This is a genomic window from Methylibium petroleiphilum PM1, from assembly GCF_000015725.1.
Classification (GTDB): domain Bacteria; phylum Pseudomonadota; class Gammaproteobacteria; order Burkholderiales; family Burkholderiaceae_C; genus Methylibium; species Methylibium petroleiphilum.
In genome coordinates this window covers 657,029-675,548 of sequence record NC_008825.1, presented here as the reverse complement: position 1 = coordinate 675,548, position 18,520 = coordinate 657,029, and the positions used below count along the sequence as shown (strand labels likewise).

20 protein-coding genes are annotated in these 18,520 nt (G+C 68.2%); 10 read left to right on the top strand and 10 right to left on the bottom strand.

From position 1 onward, the window contains the following. Nucleotides 1–24: 24 nt before the first annotated feature. The 8 genes from fabF to MPE_RS03185 all read right to left on the bottom strand — a co-directional run bounded on the left by fabF (nt 25) and on the right by MPE_RS03185 (nt 6,644). Complete coding sequence (gene fabF, locus MPE_RS03220) at nt 25–1,269, bottom strand: beta-ketoacyl-ACP synthase II (protein WP_011828240.1); 1,245 nt, start codon at nt 1,267–1,269, stop codon at nt 25–27. Between the two features lie 38 nt (nt 1,270–1,307). Next, nucleotides 1,308–1,547 (bottom strand): acyl carrier protein, encoded by a 240-nt coding sequence (gene acpP / locus MPE_RS03215; RefSeq protein ID WP_011828239.1) that lies wholly within the window; start codon nt 1,545–1,547, stop codon nt 1,308–1,310. Between the two features lie 117 nt (nt 1,548–1,664). After that, nucleotides 1,665–2,414 carry a 3-oxoacyl-ACP reductase FabG gene (fabG, locus tag MPE_RS03210; protein ID WP_011828238.1) on the bottom strand — a complete coding sequence of 250 codons (750 nt, stop codon included), beginning with the start codon at nt 2,412–2,414 and terminating at the stop codon, nt 1,665–1,667. After that, complete coding sequence (gene fabD / locus MPE_RS03205; RefSeq protein ID WP_011828237.1) at nt 2,411–3,349, bottom strand: ACP S-malonyltransferase; 939 nt, start codon at nt 3,347–3,349, stop codon at nt 2,411–2,413. The genes fabG and fabD overlap by 4 nt, the downstream gene beginning before the upstream one ends. 52 nt (nt 3,350–3,401) lie before the next feature. Then, nucleotides 3,402–4,400: a beta-ketoacyl-ACP synthase III gene (locus tag MPE_RS03200; protein WP_011828236.1), complete on the bottom strand. Its 999-nt coding sequence runs from the start codon at nt 4,398–4,400 to the stop codon at nt 3,402–3,404. After that, entirely contained in the window at nt 4,397–5,503 is a 1,107-nt protein-coding gene (gene plsX / locus MPE_RS03195) for a phosphate acyltransferase PlsX (RefSeq protein WP_011828235.1), read from the bottom strand. Before plsX ends, MPE_RS03200 begins: the two co-directional genes overlap by 4 nt. A 209-nt stretch (nt 5,504–5,712) precedes the next feature. Next, nucleotides 5,713–5,895 (bottom strand): 50S ribosomal protein L32, encoded by a 183-nt coding sequence (rpmF, locus tag MPE_RS03190; protein ID WP_011828234.1) that lies wholly within the window; start codon nt 5,893–5,895, stop codon nt 5,713–5,715. A gap of 185 nt (nt 5,896–6,080) precedes the next feature. Then, nucleotides 6,081–6,644, bottom strand: a complete 564-nt coding sequence (locus MPE_RS03185; RefSeq protein WP_041929513.1) for a YceD family protein — start codon at nt 6,642–6,644, stop codon at nt 6,081–6,083. 39 nt (nt 6,645–6,683) lie between these two features. Between MPE_RS03185 and MPE_RS03180 the strand changes: the two genes are divergently transcribed. Both MPE_RS03180 and MPE_RS03175 read left to right on the top strand, forming a co-directional pair. Then, complete coding sequence (locus MPE_RS03180; RefSeq protein ID WP_041929868.1) at nt 6,684–7,292, top strand: Maf family nucleotide pyrophosphatase; 609 nt, start codon at nt 6,684–6,686, stop codon at nt 7,290–7,292. Beyond that, nucleotides 7,289–8,056: an SAM-dependent methyltransferase gene (locus tag MPE_RS03175; RefSeq protein WP_011828232.1), complete on the top strand. Its 768-nt coding sequence runs from the start codon at nt 7,289–7,291 to the stop codon at nt 8,054–8,056. Before MPE_RS03180 ends, MPE_RS03175 begins: the two co-directional genes overlap by 4 nt. 8 nt (nt 8,057–8,064) lie before the next feature. Here MPE_RS03175 and MPE_RS03170 read toward each other — a convergent pair whose 3' ends face one another. Both MPE_RS03170 and MPE_RS03165 read right to left on the bottom strand, forming a co-directional pair. After that, entirely contained in the window at nt 8,065–9,531 is a 1,467-nt protein-coding gene (locus MPE_RS03170; RefSeq protein WP_148210880.1) for a DEAD/DEAH box helicase, read from the bottom strand. A gap of 45 nt (nt 9,532–9,576) precedes the next feature. After that, a complete protein-coding gene (locus tag MPE_RS03165; protein WP_011828230.1) occupies nt 9,577–10,671 on the bottom strand; it encodes an MraY family glycosyltransferase in 1,095 nt (364 codons plus the stop codon). 86 nt (nt 10,672–10,757) lie between these two features. Here MPE_RS03165 and MPE_RS03160 point away from each other — a divergent pair, with 86 nt between their 5' ends. The 8 genes from MPE_RS03160 to MPE_RS03125 all read left to right on the top strand — a co-directional run bounded on the left by MPE_RS03160 (nt 10,758) and on the right by MPE_RS03125 (nt 18,511). After that, nucleotides 10,758–12,227, top strand: coding sequence for a mannose-1-phosphate guanylyltransferase/mannose-6-phosphate isomerase (locus MPE_RS03160; RefSeq protein WP_041929512.1), 1,470 nt, complete (start codon nt 10,758–10,760; stop codon nt 12,225–12,227). Then, entirely contained in the window at nt 12,224–13,297 is a 1,074-nt protein-coding gene (gene rfbB / locus MPE_RS03155; protein ID WP_011828228.1) for a dTDP-glucose 4,6-dehydratase, read from the top strand. The genes MPE_RS03160 and rfbB overlap by 4 nt, the downstream gene beginning before the upstream one ends. Continuing rightward, entirely contained in the window at nt 13,294–14,190 is an 897-nt protein-coding gene (gene rfbD / locus MPE_RS03150; RefSeq protein WP_011828227.1) for a dTDP-4-dehydrorhamnose reductase, read from the top strand. Before rfbB ends, rfbD begins: the two co-directional genes overlap by 4 nt. 27 nt (nt 14,191–14,217) lie before the next feature. Further along, nucleotides 14,218–15,102, top strand: a complete 885-nt coding sequence (rfbA, locus tag MPE_RS03145) for a glucose-1-phosphate thymidylyltransferase RfbA (protein ID WP_011828226.1) — start codon at nt 14,218–14,220, stop codon at nt 15,100–15,102. Next, a complete protein-coding gene (gene rfbC / locus MPE_RS03140) occupies nt 15,099–15,653 on the top strand; it encodes a dTDP-4-dehydrorhamnose 3,5-epimerase (protein ID WP_011828225.1) in 555 nt (184 codons plus the stop codon). The genes rfbA and rfbC overlap by 4 nt, the downstream gene beginning before the upstream one ends. Before the next feature lie 80 nt (nt 15,654–15,733). Continuing rightward, nucleotides 15,734–16,543 (top strand): ABC transporter permease, encoded by an 810-nt coding sequence (locus MPE_RS03135; protein ID WP_011828224.1) that lies wholly within the window; start codon nt 15,734–15,736, stop codon nt 16,541–16,543. A gap of 7 nt (nt 16,544–16,550) precedes the next feature. Next, entirely contained in the window at nt 16,551–17,411 is an 861-nt protein-coding gene (locus tag MPE_RS03130; RefSeq protein WP_011828223.1) for an ABC transporter ATP-binding protein, read from the top strand. Then, nucleotides 17,408–18,511, top strand: coding sequence for a KpsE/RkpR family capsule polysaccharide export protein (locus MPE_RS03125; protein WP_011828222.1), 1,104 nt, complete (start codon nt 17,408–17,410; stop codon nt 18,509–18,511). Before MPE_RS03130 ends, MPE_RS03125 begins: the two co-directional genes overlap by 4 nt. Nucleotides 18,512–18,520 lie beyond the last annotated feature (9 nt).

The following is an 18,520-nucleotide window of genomic DNA, read 5'->3' as shown; positions in this document are numbered from 1 at the left end:
AAATGCTCAGGGCCGGCACGCGCGTCAGACGCGCTTGAACACCAGCGTGCCGTTGGTGCCGCCGAAACCGAAGTTGTTCTTCACGGCGTGCTCGATCTTCATCTCGCGCGCAGTGTTCGCGCAGTAGTCCAGGTCGCACTCGGGATCCTGGTTGAAGATGTTGATCGTGGGCGGCGACACCTGGTCGCGGATCGCGAGCACGGTGAACACCGATTCGATGCCGCCTGCGCCGCCAAGCAGGTGACCGGTCATCGACTTGGTGGAATTGACCACCAGCTTCTTCGCGTGATCGCCGAAGGCCAGCTTGATCGCGTTACTCTCGTTCAGATCGCCCAGCGGCGTCGAGGTGCCGTGCGCGTTCAGGTACTGCACCTGACCCGCTTCGATTCCCGCGCTGCGCAACGCGGCCTTCATCGCACGCTTCGGGCCGTCCACGTTGGGCGCCGTCATGTGGAAGGCGTCCGCGCCCATGCCGAAGCCGGCCAGCTCCGCATAGATCCGTGCGCCGCGGGCCTTGGCGTGCTCGTACTCCTCGAGCACCATCACGCCGGCCCCTTCGCCGAGCACGAAGCCGTCGCGGTCGCGATCCCAGGGGCGCGAGGCGGTGGCCGGATCGTCGTTGCGGGTCGACAGCGCACGTGCCGCGGCGAAGCCACCGATGCCGAGCGGCGAGACGGTCGACTCGGCACCGCCAGCGATCATCGCGTCAGCATCGCCGGCCTCGATCATGCGGGCCGACTGTCCGATGCAGTGCAGGCCGGTGGTGCAGGCAGTCACGATCGCGAGGTTCGGCCCCGTGAAGCCGCACTGGATCGACAGATGCCCCGAGATCATGTTGATGATCGAGGCCGGCACGAAGAACGGCGAGATCCGCCGCGCCCCGCGTGCCGCGTACTCCGCGTGGGTCTCCTCGATCAGCGGCAGGCCGCCGATGCCCGAGCCGACGAGGCAACCGATGCGCTCGGCCTGCTCCTCGTTCAGCGCATCGCCCGTGGGCAGCCCGGCATCCTTCACTGCCTGCAGCGACGCTGCGAGGCCGTAGTGGATGAAGGTGTCCATGTGCCGGGCTTCCTTGGCGGGGATGTAATCCTCGATCTGGAAACCCTTCACCTCGCCGGCGATGTGGCAGGCCAGCTTGGTGGCATCGAACTTGGTGACGGTGGCGATGCCGGACTGGCCAGCCACGAGCCGCGACCAGGACTCGTCCACCGTGTTGCCCAGGGGGGTGACGAGACCGAGCCCGGTCACCACGACGCGACGACGGCTCATGCGCTGTAGAGAAACGAATGAAACGGAAACCGCGGCCGTCAGGCCTTGGCGTGACTCTTGGCGTAGTCGATCGCGAGCTGCACAGTCGTGATCTTCTCCGCCTCTTCATCGGGGATCTCGATGCTGAACTCGTCCTCGAGTGCCATCACCAGTTCCACGGTGTCCAGCGAATCCGCGCCCAGATCGGCGACGAAGGCTTTTTCATTGGTGACCTCGCCTTCGGCCACGCCGAGTTGCTCGGCGATGATCTTCTTGACGCGTGCTTCGATGTCGCTCATGACTCCTCCAAGGAGAGTTTGCAAAAACAGCCCGTGATTCTAGTTGCTCCGGCGTGACAGCTCCGGCGCAGCGGCGCGACCCCGGGGCGACGGGTCGCACCGCGCTCTGTTCGACGATCAATTCATGAACATGCCGCCGTTGACGTGCAGTTCGGTCCCCGTGATGTAGCCGGCCTGTCTCGACGCCAGGAAGGCCACCGCATCGGCGATCTCCTCCGGCGCGCCCAGGCGCCCCAGCGGGATCTGCCCCAGCAGCGCGGCCTTCTGCGCCTCGGGCAGTCCGTCGGTCATGTCGGTCGCGATGAAACCCGGCGCCACGCAGTTGACCGTGATGCCCCGGCTGCCCAGTTCACGGGCCAGCGAGCGCGTCATGCCGGCGACGCCGGCCTTCGCCGCAGCGTAGTTGGCCTGGCCCGGATTGCCGCTTGCCCCCACCACCGAGGTGATGTTGACGATGCGACCGTAGCGCTGCTTCATCATCGGCCGGATCACCGCGCGGCTGGCACGGAACACCGCCTTCAGGTTGGTGTCGAGCACGGCGTCCCAGTCGTCGTCCTTCATGCGCATCGACAGCGTGTCACGCGTGATGCCGGCGTTGTTGACCAGCACGTGCAGTCCGCCGTCCTGCTTGACGATGGTGTCGACTGCCGCCTCAAGCGCCGCGCCGTCGTTCACGTTCAGCACCAACCCGCGGCCGCCCAGGGGGGCCAGCGCCTCGCCGATTGCTGCCGCGCCGGATTCACTGGTCGCCGTGCCGACGACCTTGAAGCCGCGCTCGGCCAGCGTGGTCGCGATCGCGCGGCCGATGCCGCGGCTCGCGCCCGTCACCAGGGCCACCTGCGTCGTCACCGAAGCGTCCGCGCTCATGCCAGGGCTCCTTGGGTCTCGGCCAGGCTGGCCGGATCGAAGATGTTCAGCACGGCCAGCTCGGCATCGACCCGCTTCACCAGCCCGGCCAGCACCTTGCCCGGCCCGCACTCCACGACGGTCGACACACCGCGGGCCTTGAGCGCCTGCACCGTCTCGACCCAGCGGACCGGACCGAAGGCCTGGCGGTAGAGCGCGTCGCGGATCGCCGCCGGCTCGGACTCGACGGCGACGTCGATGTTGTTCAGCACCGGAATGGCCGGCGCGGCCAGCGCCACATCGACAAGGCGCTGGCGCAGCCGCTCGGCCGCCGGCTTCATCAGGCTCGAATGGAAAGGTGCCGACACCGCCAGCGGGAGCGCCCGCTTGGCACCGGCCGCCTTCAGCAGTTCGCAGGCCTTGTCGACGGCGAGCTTGCTGCCGGAGATCACGGTCTGCTTCGGGTCGTTGTAGTTGGCCGCCTGCACCGACTCGCCGGTCGCCGCCTCGGCGTCGGCACACCCGGCGCGCACCGCATCGGCGTCCAGCCCGAGGATGGCCGCCATGGCGCCGGCGCCGACCGGCACCGCGTCCTGCATCGCCTGCGCCCGCAGCCGGACCAGCGGCACCGCGTCCGCCAGGCTCAGCACGCCGGCCGCCACCAGGGCGCTGTACTCGCCCAGCGAGTGCCCAGCCACGATCGACGGCGACCGGCCGGTCTCGGCCAGCCAGGCACGGTAGCAGGCGATGCTGGCTGCGAGCATCACCGGCTGGGTGTTCGAGGTGAGGTCCAGCGCCTCCTTCGGACCCGACCGGATCAGCGCGACCAGATCCTCGCCGAGCGCCTGCGAGGCTTCGGCCAGGGTCTCGCCCACGACCGGGTGATCGCCCCAGGCGTCGAGCATGCCGACGGTCTGGGAGCCCTGGCCGGGAAAGACAAATGCGAATGCGGACATCGAGAACTTCCCAATCTTCTTATGGCTTCTGGCCGGGCGGGCCCGGCGCCGATCACAGGTCGAGCAGCACCGCGCCCCAGGTGAAGCCGCCGCCCACGCCTTCGAGCATCACCGTGTCGCCCGGCTTGACCCGGCCGCTGCGCACCGCGTGGTCCAGCGCCAGCGGCACCGAGGCGGCCGACGTATTGCCGTGCTCGTCGACGGTCACGACCAGCTTCTCCAGCGGCAGCTTCAGCTTCTTGGCCGTGCCCTGCATGATGCGGATGTTGGCTTGGTGCGGAATCAGCCAGTCGACGTCCGCCTCCTGGCGGCCGGCCTTGGCCAGCACCGCGCGCGCCGCCTCGTCGAGCACCCGGACGGCGAGCTTGAACACCGCCTGTCCGTCCATCTTGAGCAGCGGATCGCCGGTGACGTGGCCGCCAGCGACCGTGCCCGGCACGCACAGGATGCCCACATGGCTGCCGTCGGCATGCAGTTCGGTCGCCAGGATGCCCGGCGTGTCGCTGGCCTCCAGCACCACGGCACCGGCACCGTCGCCGAACAGCACGCAGGTGGTGCGATCCTTGAAATCGAGGATGCGGGAGAACACCTCGGCACCGATCACGAGCGCCCTGCTGGCGGCGCCCGTGCGGATCATGGCATCGGCCACCGACAGCGCATAGACGAAGCCGGAACACACCGCCTGCAGGTCGAAGGCCGGGCAGCCGGCGACACCGAGCTTGTGCTGCACGATGCAGGCTGTCGAGGGGAAGACCATGTCGGGCGTGGAGGTCGCCACGATGATCAGGTCGATTTCGGCCGCCTGCCGCCCTGCTGCCTCGAGCGCATGGCGAGCGGCTTCGACGGCCAGGTCGCTGCAGGCGACGTCGGTCGCCGCGAAGTGGCGAGCGCGGATACCGGTGCGCTCGACGATCCATTCATCGGAGGTCTCGACGCCGCTCTGAGCCAGCTCGGCGGCGAGTTGGGCGTTGGTCAGGCGACGCGGCGGCAAGTAGCTGCCGGTGCCGGTGATGCGCGCGTAGCGAGGAAGGGAAGAGGCAGAGGGGGTCATGCGGCTTCGGGCACCTGACCGTCCGGCGCGCCCGCATCGGCCGGCAGGGCCTGCAGCGTCGCGCTGATGCGGTCGTGGACCCGATCGAGCAGTCGGTTTCGCGCGGCATCATAAGCCCGGTTGAGCGCCTGCTCGAAAGCAAAGGCATCGGCCGAACCGTGGCTCTTGAACACCAGGCCGCGCAGGCCGAGCAGCGCCGCACCGTTGTAGCGGCGGTGGTCGACCCGGTTCTTGAAGTGCCTGAGCACGGGCAACGCCACCAGCGCCGCCAGCTTGCTGTACCAGCTGCGGGTGAACTCCTGGCGAATGAAGCTCGACAGCATCGAGGCCAGGCCTTCGGCCGTCTTCAGCGCCACATTGCCGACGAAACCGTCGCACACGACGATGTCGGTGCGGCCGGTGAAGATGTCGTTGCCCTCGACGTTGCCGACGAAGTTGAGCTGGCCGCCGGCGGCTGCGGCGCGCAGCAATTCGCCGGCGCGCTTGATGGTCTCGCTGCCCTTGATCGCCTCTTCGCCGATGTTCAGCAGGCCGACGCTCGGGTTCGCCTTGCCCTCGACGGCGGCCACCAGTGCGCTGCCCATCACCGCGAACTGCAGCAGGTGTTCGGCCGTGCAGTCGACGTTGGCGCCGAGATCGAGCACGGTGGTGTGACCATCGAGCTGGTTCGGCATCACGGTAGCGATCGCCGGGCGATCGATGCCGTCGAGTGTCTTGAGCACATAGCGCGCCACGGCCATCAGCGCCCCCGTGTTGCCCGCAGAGACACAGGCCTGCGCCGCCGCCACGCCATCGACCGGCTTGACCTGGCTGATCGCGACGCGCAGCGACGAGTCGCGCTTGCGCCGGAGGGCCACCTCGACGGGGTCGTCCATCGCGACCACCTCGCTCGCCGACACCAGCGTGCAGCGCTCCCAGCCGGCCGCCGGCGCCAGCGCCTCGGGGCGTCCGACGAGCAACAGCTCGGCGCCGGGATGGGCCGCCAGGAAGGCCCGACAGGCCGGTAGCGTGACCGAAGGACCATGGTCGCCGCCCATGCAGTCGACGGCCAAGCGCACCGTGGCAGACCGGGCCTCGGCAGCGGAAGCGAGCGGGTCGTTCATGGTGTCGACGGAGCGGAGGCGGGCCTTGGCCGGGTCACAGGCGACACGCTAAGCCTTGCGCGGAGCGGTGGCAAGTGACGCGCGAAGCAGCGCTTGCACGTTGCCGCCGAACCAACGACAACGCCCGGCCGCCTTCAATCAGGCATGCCGGGCGCGTTGCGAAGCAGGATGACGCTGCCCGGCCGCACGAGGCGCCGGGCCGCACCGATTCAGGCATCCGCCTTGGTCTTCAGCACCTTGCGGCCGCGGTAGAAACCGGTAGCGCTGATGTGGTGGCGCAGATGGGTTTCACCGGTGGTCGGCTCGATCGCCAGGCCCGGGGTGTTCAGAGCGTTGTGCGAGCGGTGCATGCCGCGCTTCGACGGGGACTTCTTGTTCTGTTGAACGGCCATGAGGAGCTCCTGGGTCTTGCGTGCCCGGCGACCAGACGCCGGACGCTGCCGTGGCACCCCCGGATCGACCGGAGCACCGTGGCGGATGGTCCATGCCGGAGCGCCATGCGCCGGCAGCTTTCATGTCGGGCAAGCCCGGCAGAAATATAAAACAGCCCGCGAGTATACCCGGAACGTTGGCCGGGTCAGTGGCCGGCCTTGGGCGTCTTGAGTGCCTGGAGCACGGCGAACGGGTTCTCCTTCGCGGGCGCCACGGGCTCGGCGGCCAGGACATCGCCGGTAACGACCAGCGGCTCGGGACAACGGTCGTGCCGCGGCACCACCGGCAACGACAGCAGGAACTCGTCCTCGACGAGTTCGCGCAGGTCCAGCGCCCGGGTCAGTTCGAGCACGTCGTCCTCGCTGTCGGCATCGAGGGCGGCAGCGGCATCCTCGGTCGCCACGAACTGGAACCACCGATCGCAGTCCAGCGCGACCTCGACCGGCGCCAGGCAACGCTGGCACTGCAGTCGGACCGACGTGCGGGCCTGCAAGTGCATCCAGACCTCCGGGCTGCCACCCGTGCGCCGACGCTGCTCGCCCCGGGCGGCCCAGACAACCTCGTCCCCGGCGGCCGGCGGCGCATCGGCATGGGCGCTGGCCGCCAGACGCTCCAGCGTCGTCAGCGACCACGTACCCGACAAGCTGGCTGCGTCCGCCGCCAGGCCGGCGACGTTCAGGCGCAAGGGGTTCTGTTCGCTCGGCTTCATCGCGCCCGGAGTTTATGCGCCGCACCGACAATGGCGCCCATGATCCCCACGCCGCCGCCTCGCCTGATCCTCGGCTCCACCTCGCGCTACCGGCGCGAACTGTTGATGCGCCTGCGCGTGCCCTTCGAGGTGGACAGTCCGCGCGTCGACGAGACGCCCCTCGCCGGCGAAGCCCCTGCCGCGCTGGCCGAGCGCCTGGCGCTCGCCAAGGCGCACGAGGTGGCGGCGCGCCATGCCGACGCGGTCGTGATCGGCTCCGACCAGGTGGCCGACCTGGACGGCACGCCGATCGGCAAGCCCGGCGGGCACCAGCGCGCGGTCGAGCAACTGCGTTCGATGAGTGGCCGCACCGTGGTCTTCCAGACGGCGCTGGCGGTGGTGCGACCGGCCACCGGCTTCGAGCGACTGCTGCGTGTGCCGGTGGCGGTGCGTTTCAGGGCGCTGGGCGACGCGGAGATCGAGGCCTACCTGCGCGCAGAGCAGCCCTACGACTGCGCCGGCAGCGCCAAGTCCGAAGGCCTGGGTATCGCGTTGCTCGACGCGATCGAATCCGACGACCCGACCGCCCTGATCGGCCTGCCGCTGATCGCCACCGCCAAGCTGCTGCGCGAGGCCGGGATCGACGTGCTGCTGCGGAGCCCGGGATGAAGGGCCGGCTGATCCTGGTGCCGAACACCCTGGACCTCGGCACGCTGGTTGGCAGCCTGCCCCCACCCGATCTCCGCGAGGTGCTGCCGCAGGGCGTGATCGACGCCGCAGCCCGGTTGCGGTACTGGGTGTGCGAGAACGCCAAGTCGACCCGCGCCTTCCTGAAGCGCGTGGACGCCATCACGCCGCTGGCGCAGCCGCTGCAAACCCTGGAGATCCGTGAGCTGCAGCGACCGCCGAAAGGCCGCCACGCGGCCGAGCCGGCGGATCTGCGGGCGCTGCTGGCACCCGCGCTCGATGGTCACGACATCGGGCTGATCAGCGAAGCCGGCCTGCCCGCCGTTGCCGACCCTGGCGCCGCTCTGGTGGCGGCCGCCCATGCGGCCGACGTGAGCGTGCAGCCCTTGCCTGGCCCGACCTCGCTGCTGCTGGCACTGGCCGCCAGCGGCCTGAACGGCCAGAGCTTCGCCTTCGTCGGCTACGTGCCGCAGGAAGCCGGCGCGCAGGCCCAGCGGCTGAAGGAACTGGAGGCGCTGTCACGCCGTCTCGGCCAGACGCAGCTGATGATCGAGACGCCCTACCGCAATGGCGCCCTGCTCCGGGCGCTGCTCAGTGCGCTCGCGCCGGACACCTGGTTGAGCGTCAGTTGCGGCCTGACCCTGCCGGGTGGCTGGACCCGCAGTGCGCGGGTGGCGCAGTGGCGCCAGCGCTCCACGGAACTGCCGGCCGACGTACCGGCGGTGTTCGCCTTGCTGGCCGGCTGATCGCCGCCTTACTTGCCACCCAGCAAGGACGCCACGCGCTTCTTGGCCTTGATGTAGCGCGACAGCCCGCTGCTGGGCGCCGACGCCTGGGCGGCCGACTTCTCCCACACGGGCTCGATGCCGGCCTGGGCTTCGTAGGGCTGGCTGAAGAACGGATCGGAGGGCGCTGCCGGCGGAGTGGGGCGCCGCGCTGGCGCAGGCCGATCGCCTGCCGCGGCAGCGCTGGTCCGGCGCCCGTCATCCTCGCGGCGCACGACGTCGCGCTCACCATCGTCACGCCGCGGCGCACGGCGAGGACGGTCGTCCTCGAGTTCGAGCGCCTCGATATCGAGCTTCTTCTTGATCAGCTTCTCGATGTCGGACACCAGCCGGGCATCGTCACGCGACACCAGCGTGATCGCCAGGCCCGAGGCCCCGGCGCGGCCGGTGCGGCCGATGCGGTGCACGTAGTCCTCGGCGTTGAAGGGCACGTCGAAATTGAACACCGCCGGCAGGTCGGCGATATCGAGTCCGCGTGCGGCCACGTCGGTGGCCACCAGCAGATCCACCTCGCCGGCCTTGAACGCGGCCAGGGCCTTCAGGCGCTCGTCCTGCGACTTGTCGCCGTGCAGGGCCTGGGTGCGCAGGCCGTCGCGCTCGAAGGCACGCGCCAGGCGCGCCGCGCCCAGCTTGGAATTGACGAAGACGATGCTCTGCGTGATGGCTCGCGTGCGCAGCAGCTGCTTCACGGCATTGCGCTTGTCGTCGTCCTCGACACGATAGAAGCGCTGCTCGACCGTCGACGCCGTGGCATTGGGCCGCGCCGTCTCGACCAGGATCGGGTCCTGCAGGTAGCTGTTGGCCAGCTTCTTGATCTCGGGCGAGAACGTGGCCGAGAACAGCAGCGTCTGCCGGCTCTTGGGCAGGTAGCTCAGGATGCGCTGCAGGTCGGGCAGGAAGCCGATGTCGAGCATGCGGTCGGCCTCATCGAGCACCACGTACTCCACCTGGCTGAGCGAGCAGTTCTTGGCCTCGATGTGGTCGAGCAGCCGCCCCGGCGTCGCGATCAGTACCTCGACGCCGCGCTTCAATTCGGCCGTCTGCGGCTTCATGTCGATGCCGCCGAACACGACCGTGGCGCGCAGCTGGGTGTGCTTGGAGTAGGTCTTGACGTTGTTGGCAACCTGGTCCGCCAGCTCACGAGTCGGGGCCAGCACCAGGGCCCGCACCGGGTGGCGGGCCGGCGACGTGCTGCTGCTCTCGTGCTTGAGCATCTTCTGCAGCAGGGGCAGCGAGAAGGCCGCCGTCTTGCCGGTGCCGGTCTGCGCGGCGCCCATGACGTCGCGGCCGGCCAGCACGAGTGGAATCGCCTTGGCCTGGATCGGCGTCATCAGCAGGTAACCGGATTCGGCCACCGCGCGGAGCAGCTTCGGATCGAGCGCGAGGGTGTCGAAACGGGCGGGCGGCGCCTCGGCCGGCAGGGCCGGTGACGCCATTGTGAGATCGTCTTGCATTGGCCGCCATTATCGGCCAGCCGGGTTTCAGCGTCTCAGAACCAGCCAGCGGGGGGCCTTGAAGCGCACGATCATCCCGTACAGCAGGGTGTACGACAGTCCGAACAACAGGATGAAGATGCCCAGGACCCGAGAGTTGTCCCAGAACAGCACGCTGGGCGCCACCGCCAGCATGCACAGCAGCCACAGGTAGGGCGCGGTCATGGAATTGCGCCGCGTCAGCGCGGCCGCGTCGCGGCTGCCGACGGCCCAGCGCAGCAGGCGCCGGTAAATCAGGCTGTGCAGGTGGACGCCGTCGGGAATGCCCACGCCGCGCCCGCGGACCACCCGGCGCCGGTACATCGAGAACAGGGTCTCGAACACCGGGTAGATGGCCATCAGCAGCGGGAACAGCGGCGACACCTCGGGGTTGCGGTGCAGCAGCAGGATGCTGAGCTCGGACAGGTAGAAGCCCAGGAAATAGGCGCCGCCGTCGCCCAGGAAGATCAGTCCGGCCGGGAAGTTCCAGACGAAGAACCCCAGCACGGCCCCGGCGCCGGCCAGCGCCAGCAGCGCGATGGTGCTGTCGCCCACCTGGTTGGCCACATAGGTGATGGCCAGCAGCATCATCATCACGCACATCGATGCCAGCCCGTTGAAGCCGTCGATGATGTTGATGGCATTGGCGATGCCCGTCACGGTGAAGATCGCGAGAAAGGCCGCACCGAGCGCGAACGATGCGATCCAGTCCAGCCCCCAAAGGTCGGTGCGCGTGATGGTCCCGCCGAGCAACAACACCCCCAGCAGCGCAGCGGCCGCCGTCGCCAGCAGGCGCCAGGTGGCCGAGACACGCTTGGTCACGTCTTCGGCCAGGCCTGCGGCAAAGGCCGGCAGGCCGCACAGCAGCAACCAGACGGCATAGTGCGCAGGCTCGCCGCCGCGCATCCACCACAGCAGCGTGGCCGTGAACAGCAGCCCGCCGACGATGCCGATCCCACCCACCCGCGGCACGGAGCGTGCATGGAATTTCTGCGGGCCGCCCTGGTCCGGATCGGCGGAGAACCGGGCATGAGTGCGGTTCGAGCGGACCACCAGCAAGGTCAGGATGGCCGACGCGGCGAACGCGCAGAGAAACAGAAGCATCGGGGCAGTTTACCGAGCGCGCACATCCGGACCCCTTGAGGCGCGCCGCTATAGTGGGACTGCGCTTGCCCCTCACTTTTGCCACCATGCATCACATCACGCCTGTCGTCCTCGCCGGCGGCTCCGGCACGCGGCTCTGGCCACTCAGCCGCGCGCTCTACCCTAAGCAGTTCCTGGCCCTGTCCGGTACGTCGACCCTGTTCCAGCAGGCCTGCCTGAGGTTGGCCGCCCTGGCCGACCCGCACACGACCATCGCCGCGCCGCTGGTGGTCGGCAACGAGGAACACCGGTTCATGCTGCTGGAGCAGTTGCGCGAGATCGGCACGAGCCAGTCAACCTTGCTGCTCGAGCCCATCGGCCGCAACACGGCGCCCGCCCTCACCCTGGCCGCGCTCGCCAGCCGCGCCGCCCACGGCGACGACAGCATTCTCGTCGTCACGCCGGCGGACCAGACCGTGACCGACGGCCCGGCCTTCACACGCGCCCTGCGGCAGGCAGTGGCCGCCGCGGCCGACGGCAGCCTCGTCACGCTCGGCATCGTGCCCGACCGCCCCGAGACCGGCTTCGGCTACATCCACAGCGAAGGCGCCGACGCGGTGCGACGCGTCAAGGCCTTCGTCGAGAAGCCCGATCGGGCCACCGCCGAGCGCTACCTCGACGACGGCGGCTACGCCTGGAACAGCGGCATGTTCGTGCTGCGCGCGTCGGTGTGGCTGGCCGCGCTGGCGCATTTCCGGCCCGACATTGCACAAGCCACCGAAGCCGCGTGGGCCGGCCGCAGCACCGACGCGAGCTTCGTGCGGCCCGACAAGGCCGCCTTCGCGGCCATCCCCGGTGAATCGATCGACTATGCGGTGATGGAGCCCTGCCCGGCCGACGCGGCCAGCGGCTTCAGTGTGAAGATGGTGCCGCTGGACGCCGGCTGGAGCGACCTCGGGGCCTGGGACGCGGTGTGGCAGGTCAGCGAGCGCGATGCTCAGGGCAATGCCTCGCACGGCGACGCGCTGATCGAGGACAGCCGCAACACGCTGGTCCACGCGACCAGCCGGCTGGTCGGCGCCATCGGCCTCGACGACGTGATCATCGTGGAAACGCCGGACGCCGTGCTCGTGACCGATCGCTCGCGCAGCCAGCAGGTCAAGCAGATCGTCGCCAGCCTCCAGCGCGAGGGCCGCAGCGAGGGTACGCTGCATCGGCGCGTCCACCGGCCCTGGGGCTGGTACGACAGCGTGGACGCGGGCGCCCGCTTTCAGGTGAAGCGCATCCTGGTCAAGCCCGGCGCCACGCTGAGCCTGCAGATGCACCACCACCGCGCCGAACACTGGATTGTCGTCTCCGGGACGGCCGAAGTGACCTGCGGCGAGAGCAAGAAGCTGCTGACCGAGAACCAAAGCACCTACATTCCGCTCGGGGAAGTGCACCGGCTGGCGAATCCGGGCTCGATCCCCCTCGAGATCATCGAGGTGCAGTCCGGCAGCTATCTCGGTGAGGACGACATCGTGCGCTTCTCCGACACCTACGGCAGAGCGGACGGAGTCGGCACGGACCGCAAATGATCCTCGTGACCGGCGGTGCCGGTTTCATCGGCAGCAACTTCGTTCTCGACTGGATCGCATCGACCGACGAGCCGGTCGTCAACCTCGACGTCCTCTCCTACTCCGGCAACCTGCGCAATCTCGCCTCGTTGCAAGGGAATGCCCGGCATGTCTTCGTGCGCGGCGACATCCGCGATCGGCCGTTGCTCGACCGGCTGCTGGCCGACCACCGGCCCCGGGCGATCGTTCATCTGGCCGCAGAAAGCCATGTCGATCGGTCTATCCACGGGCCCGGGGCCTTCTTGCACACCAATGTCGAAGGCTCGTTCGTGCTGCTCGAAGCCGCGCGCGCGTACTGGTCCGGATTAGCCGCCGGCAGGCGGGAATCGTTCCGCTTCCTCCACGTCAGCACCGACGAGGTGTTCGGCTCGCTCGAGCCCGGGGCACCGGCCTTCACCGAAACACACGCCTACGATCCGAGCAGCCCCTACGCGGCCAGCAAGGCCGCAAGCGACCACCTCGCCCGAGCCTGGCATCGCACCTACGATCTGCCGGTGGTGACGTCGAACTGTTCGAACAACTACGGGCCCTACCATTTCCCCGAGAAACTGATCCCGCTGACGATCGTCAATGCGCTCGCCGGCCAGACACTGCCGGTCTACGGCGATGGCCTGCAGATCCGCGATTGGCTGCACGTCGGCGACCACTGCCGGGCGCTCCGTACCGTGCTCGAACGAGGCCGTGTCGGCGAGACCTACAACATCGGCGGAGGGAGCGAGTTCGCCAACATCGACACCGTGCGGCGCGTGTGCGCGCTGCTCGACGAACTGCAGCCCGATCCCGCCGGCCCGTACGAACGCCTGATCCGCCTGGTCGCCGACCGTCCCGGTCATGACCGGCGCTACGCGATCGACACCCGCAAGATCGAACGGGAGCTGGGCTGGCGGCCGACCGAAACCTTCGAGACGGGGCTCCGCAAGACGGTCCAGTGGTACCTTGCTCATGCCGGCTGGGTGCGCGAGGTGCAAAGCGGCAGCTACCGCGACTGGGTGGCACAGAACTACGCCACGCGAACCCCAGGCCCCGCATGAGGATCCTGCTGCTCGGCAAGAACGGCCAGGTGGGCTGGGAGCTCCAGCGCGCGCTCGCCCCCCTCGGCGAACTGCTCGCGCTGGCGCGCGACAGCGCGCCACTCGCGGCCGATCTCGGCTGCCCCGAGGCCTTGGTGGCGACGGTGCGCCACGTGCGCCCGGACATCATCGTGAATGCAGCGGCCTACACCGCCGTCGACCGGGCCGAGCGCGAGCCGGCGCTCGCGCGAGCCGTCAACGCCATCGCGCCCGCGGTGCTGGCCCGCGAGGCCGCAATGCTGGGCGCCACCTTGGTGCACTTCAGCACCGACTACGTGTTCGACGGCTCGGGCAGCGCGCCGCGAGACGAAAGCGCCCGGACCGCCCCGATCAACGTCTATGGTGAGAGCAAGCTCGAGGGAGAAATGGCGATCCGCGCCAGCGGCTGCCGCCACCTGATCCTGCGCTCCAGCTGGGTTCATGCGGCGCGCGGCAGCAACTTCGCGAAGACCGTGCTGTGCCTGGCCGCCGAACGCGAGCACCTCGAGATCGTCGACGACCAGATCGGAGCTCCCACCGGCGCCGAGCTGCTGGCCGACGTCACCGCGCACGCCCTGTGGTCGGTTCGACAGGAACCTTCGCTCGCCGGGACTTACCACGTGACCGCTGGCGGCGAAACCAGTCGGCATGCCTATGCCCTTTTCGTCATCGAGCGGGCGCGCGCCCACGGTCATCCGCTGAATGTGGCAGCCGACGCCGTCCGTCCGGTCCCCACCAGCGTCTTCCCGACACGCGCTCGGCGACCGCTCAATTCGCGCCTCGACACCGGCAGGCTGCAATCGCGCTTCGGCCTGCGTCTTCCGCCCTGGCAGGAGGGCGTCGAGCGCCTGCTGATCGAAGTGCTGGGGCACTGACAGCAGCGGGCCCACCCCAGAACGCCCATGCAACGAAAAGGCCTCATCCTCGCCGGCGGAGCCGGCACCCGGCTGCACCCGGCGACGCTGGCCATCAGCAAGCAGCTCCTGCCGGTGTACGACAAGCCGATGGTGTATTACCCACTCACCACGCTGATGCTGGCCGGCATCCGCGACATCCTCGTCATCAGCACCCCGCAGGACCGCCTCAGCTTCGAAGCGCTGCTCGGCAACGGTGCGCGCTGGGGCCTGAACATCAGCTACTGCGTGCAGCCCAGCCCCGACGGCCTGGCGCAGGCCTTCGTGCTCGGACGCGACTTCATCGCAGGCGCGCCGAGCGCCCTGGTGCTCGGCGACAACCTCTTCCATGGCCACGATCTCCAGTCTGTGCTCGTCCGTGCCGCGCAGCGGCCGGCCGGAGCCACCGTGTTCACCTATCACGTGCACGATCCCGAGCGCTACGGCGTGGTCGAGTTCGATGCGCAACGCCGAGCCGTCAGCATCGAGGAAAAGCCCCGCGCCCCGAAAAGCGGCTACGCCGTGACCGGGCTGTACTTCTACGACGAGCAGGTTTGCGACATCGCCGCCGGGCTGAAGCCTAGCGCGCGCGGCGAGTTGGAGATCACCGACATCAACACGCATTACCTGCTCGACGGCCGGCTGGACGTGGAGATCCTGGGGCGAGGCTACGCCTGGCTCGACACCGGCACCCACGACAGCCTGCTCGACGCGGGACAATTCATCGCCACGCTCGAGAAGCGCCAGGGCCTGAAGGTCGCCTGCCCTGAGGAAGTGGCGTTTCGCGCAGGCTGGATCAGCGCGGAACAACTCGAGGCGCTGGCTGCTCCGATGCTGAAGAACAGTTATGGCCAGTACCTGCTGCGCGTGCTGCGAGAGAAGGTCTACCGATGAAGGTGAGCCCCACGGCCCTGCCCGAGGTCTTGTTGTTCGAACCCGATATGTTTCGGGATGCACGCGGGTTCGTCGTGGAAAGCTTCAACCAGCGTGCGTTCGAAGCGGCAGTGGGTCACGCCGCGAACTTCGTGCTGGACGTCCACTCCCGCTCGCAGCGCGGGGTGCTGCGGGGTCTGCACTACCAGCGTCCACCGCATACCCAGGCCAAGCTGGTACGTGTGAGCGTCGGCAGTGTGTACGACGTTGCCGTGGATCTGCGCCGGAGCAGCCGGTGCTTCGGTCAATGGACAGGCATCGAGCTCAGTGCCGAGCGCGCACAACAGCTCTGGATTCCGCAGGGTTTTGCACACGGCTTCCTGGTGCTGAGCGAATCGGCAGAAGTGCAATACAAGGCGACCAACTACTACGAGTCGCATGCGGAAGGAGCCATACGGTGGGACGACCCATTGATTGATATCAAGTGGCCGGCGCTAGACATCCAGCCGCTACTGTCTTTAAAGGACGCTGCCGCGCCGACGTTGGCGCAAGCGAGCGTGCTGTTCGAATAGGAGGCTCTGCGGCCTGTGGTTCCGCCAGCAAGAAATCCGCCGCCCCGATCTCTGCGCCACAATTGAATGCCAAATCACCGATGCACGCCCCCCTCAGCAACCCACACTCGCGCAAGCGGACCGCTTGGGATATCCAACGCGCGGTCTTCCTCGCGCTGTTCGTGCGAGAGCTCAAGACTCGCTTCGGCGGCCGCTGGCTGGGCGTGTTCTGGGTGTTGCTGGAGCCCACCGCCCACCTCGCGATGCTGCTGGTGATCTTTGCGTTCATCCGGCACCGCCTGCTGCCGGGACTCGAATTCCCGGTGTTCCTGCTGACCGGCTTGGTGCCGTTCTTCGTTTTCAGGAACCTGACACTGCGCGGGATGGATGCAATCGACAGCAACCGCGGATTGTTCGGATACCGACAGGTCAAGCCCATCGATCCGATGCTTGCGCGCGCGCTGCTGGAGGTTAGTCTCTACGGACTGATTTTCGTGACCATGCTCGCCGTGATGGGCTGGCTGGACATCGAGGTCGCGCCGCATCGGCCGCTCGAATGGCTGGGCGTGTTCGCTGTCGTGGTTGTGCTCGGGTTTTCGCTGGGGCTGGTGTTCGCTGTATGCACCGACGACCTGCCAGAACTGCGCAGCTTCGTTCGCATCGTGTTCGTGCCGCTCTACCTGCTGTCGGGCGTGATGTTCCCGGTCGCCACGCTGTCGGAGTCGGTGCTGCCCTGGCTGCTCTGGAACCCGATGCTGCACGCGATCGAGATCTCGCGCGGTTTCTTCTTCACCGGCTACCACGTCATTCCGCAAGTCAGCCTGCTGTACCCGATCGGCTGCGCGCTGGTGGCGCTGACACTCGGACTGATGCTTTACCGCGTACGCCGGCACCGGCTGTTGGCCAGCTGAGCCCTCGATGATCGAACTGCAGTCCGTCACCAAGTCGTACCCGACACCGCACGGGCGTCGCTATGTCTTCCGCGACCTCAGCTTCACCTTCCCCGAGAACGCCAGCATCGGCCTGATCGGCCCCAATGGTGCTGGCAAATCCACGCTGATGCGCCTGCTCGGCGGCATTGACTCGCCCGACCACGGCGTGGTGCGCAGCGACCGACGCATCTCCTGGCCGGTCGGCTTGGCGGGCGGCTTCCAGGGCGCGCTGACCGGCCGCGACAACGTGCGCTTCGTCTGCCGCGTCTACGGCGCCACGGGCAGCGCCATGCGCGCAAAGGTCCGCTTCACCGAGGAGTTCGCCGAGATCGGCGAGTATTTCGACCTGCCGGTGCGCTCGTATTCGTCGGGGATGCGCTCACGGCTGGCGTTCGGGCTCAGCATGGCTTTCGATTTCGACTATTACCTGATCGACGAGGTCATGGCGGTCGGCGACGCGCAGTTCCGCCTGAAGTGCCAGCAGATGTTCCGCGAGAAGCTTGCCACCTCCCGGCTGATCCTGGTGTCTCACAGCATGCGCGACATCAACGAGTTCTGCGACGTCGTCGTGCTGGTCGCCCGGGGCCAGGTCCGCATCTTCGAGGACGTGGCTGAAGGCATCGCCGCCTATCAGGGCGATGCCGACAGCGCAGCGCTACCCAACTTCCCACCCTACATCCGCACGCGCACCGCCGCGCTGCGCTATCTCCATCAACTGGAAGCCCAGGCGTCCGGTATTCCCAGTGATGAACCGGACGCAGATGCTGCTCCTCTTCCGGCCTCAAGCTCCGACGCGACGCCTCCTACCGCGGCTACCCCGACTCCTCCTTCTGCCACCCCGCGATGAGCCTTCTTCCTGCGCTGACTCCCCTGCGACTCAAGCTCGCCCTGATCGCCGCACCGATGCTGCTGGCCGGCGTGTATTACACCTTCTTCGCCGCCGATCGCTACGTCAGCGAGGCCACCCTCACGGTGCGGCAAGCCAACCAGGAATCAGGCCCGCTGCCGGGTGTCGCGCTGCTGCTGGGCGGCATCAACCCGCCCTCCCGCGACGACACGCTGTACTTGCGCGAATACGTCCATTCGATGGGCATGCTCAAGCGCCTGGATGCACGACTGAACCTGCGCGCACATTACGAGGCCGAGACCCGCGACCCACTGTTTCGCCTGTACCGCGATACCAGCCAGGAGTGGTTCCTCGAGTATTACCGCAGCCGCGTCGAGGTGCTTTTCGACGAGATCGCCTCGCTGCTGACCGTGCGCGTGCAGGGCTTCGAGCCCGAGTTCGCGCAGCAGGTCACTCAGGCCATCCTGGAGGAGAGCGAGCAGTTCGTGAACGGCTTCTCTCACCAGATGGCGCGCGAGCAGATGCGCTTCGCCGAAGAGGAACTCAAGGGCGCCAGCGTGCGGCTGCGCGACACGAAGGCCAAGGTCGTGGCCTTCCAGAACAAGCACAAGATCCTCGACCCGACGGCCCAGGCGCGGGCCAGCGGCGTGCTCACCGCCGAGCTGCAGGCTGAGTTGGCCAAGCTCGAGGCCGAGATGCGCAACCTGCGCAGCTATCTCAACGACGACTCGTACCAGGTCAAAGGCCTTCGCGGCCAGATCGCGGCGCTGAAGGCCCAGCTCGACATCGAGCGCGGACGCGGCACCTCCGGCCGAAACAGCGACCGGCTCAACGAGCTGGCTTCGCAGTTCCGCGACCTCGGACTCCAGGCCGCCTTTGCGGAGGACGCCTACAAGCTGTCGCTGGCTGCAGTCGAGAATGCGCGCATCGACGCCACCCGAAAGATCAAGAGCCTGGTCGTCATCGAGGCGCCGGTGCGCGCCGAAGTGGCCGAGTACCCCCGGCGTCTGTACAACCTGGCCACGCTGTTCGTCGTGTGCTGCCTGCTTTACGGCGTGACGCGCCTTGTCGTCACGACGGTCCGCGACCACCAAGACTGACCGAACGCC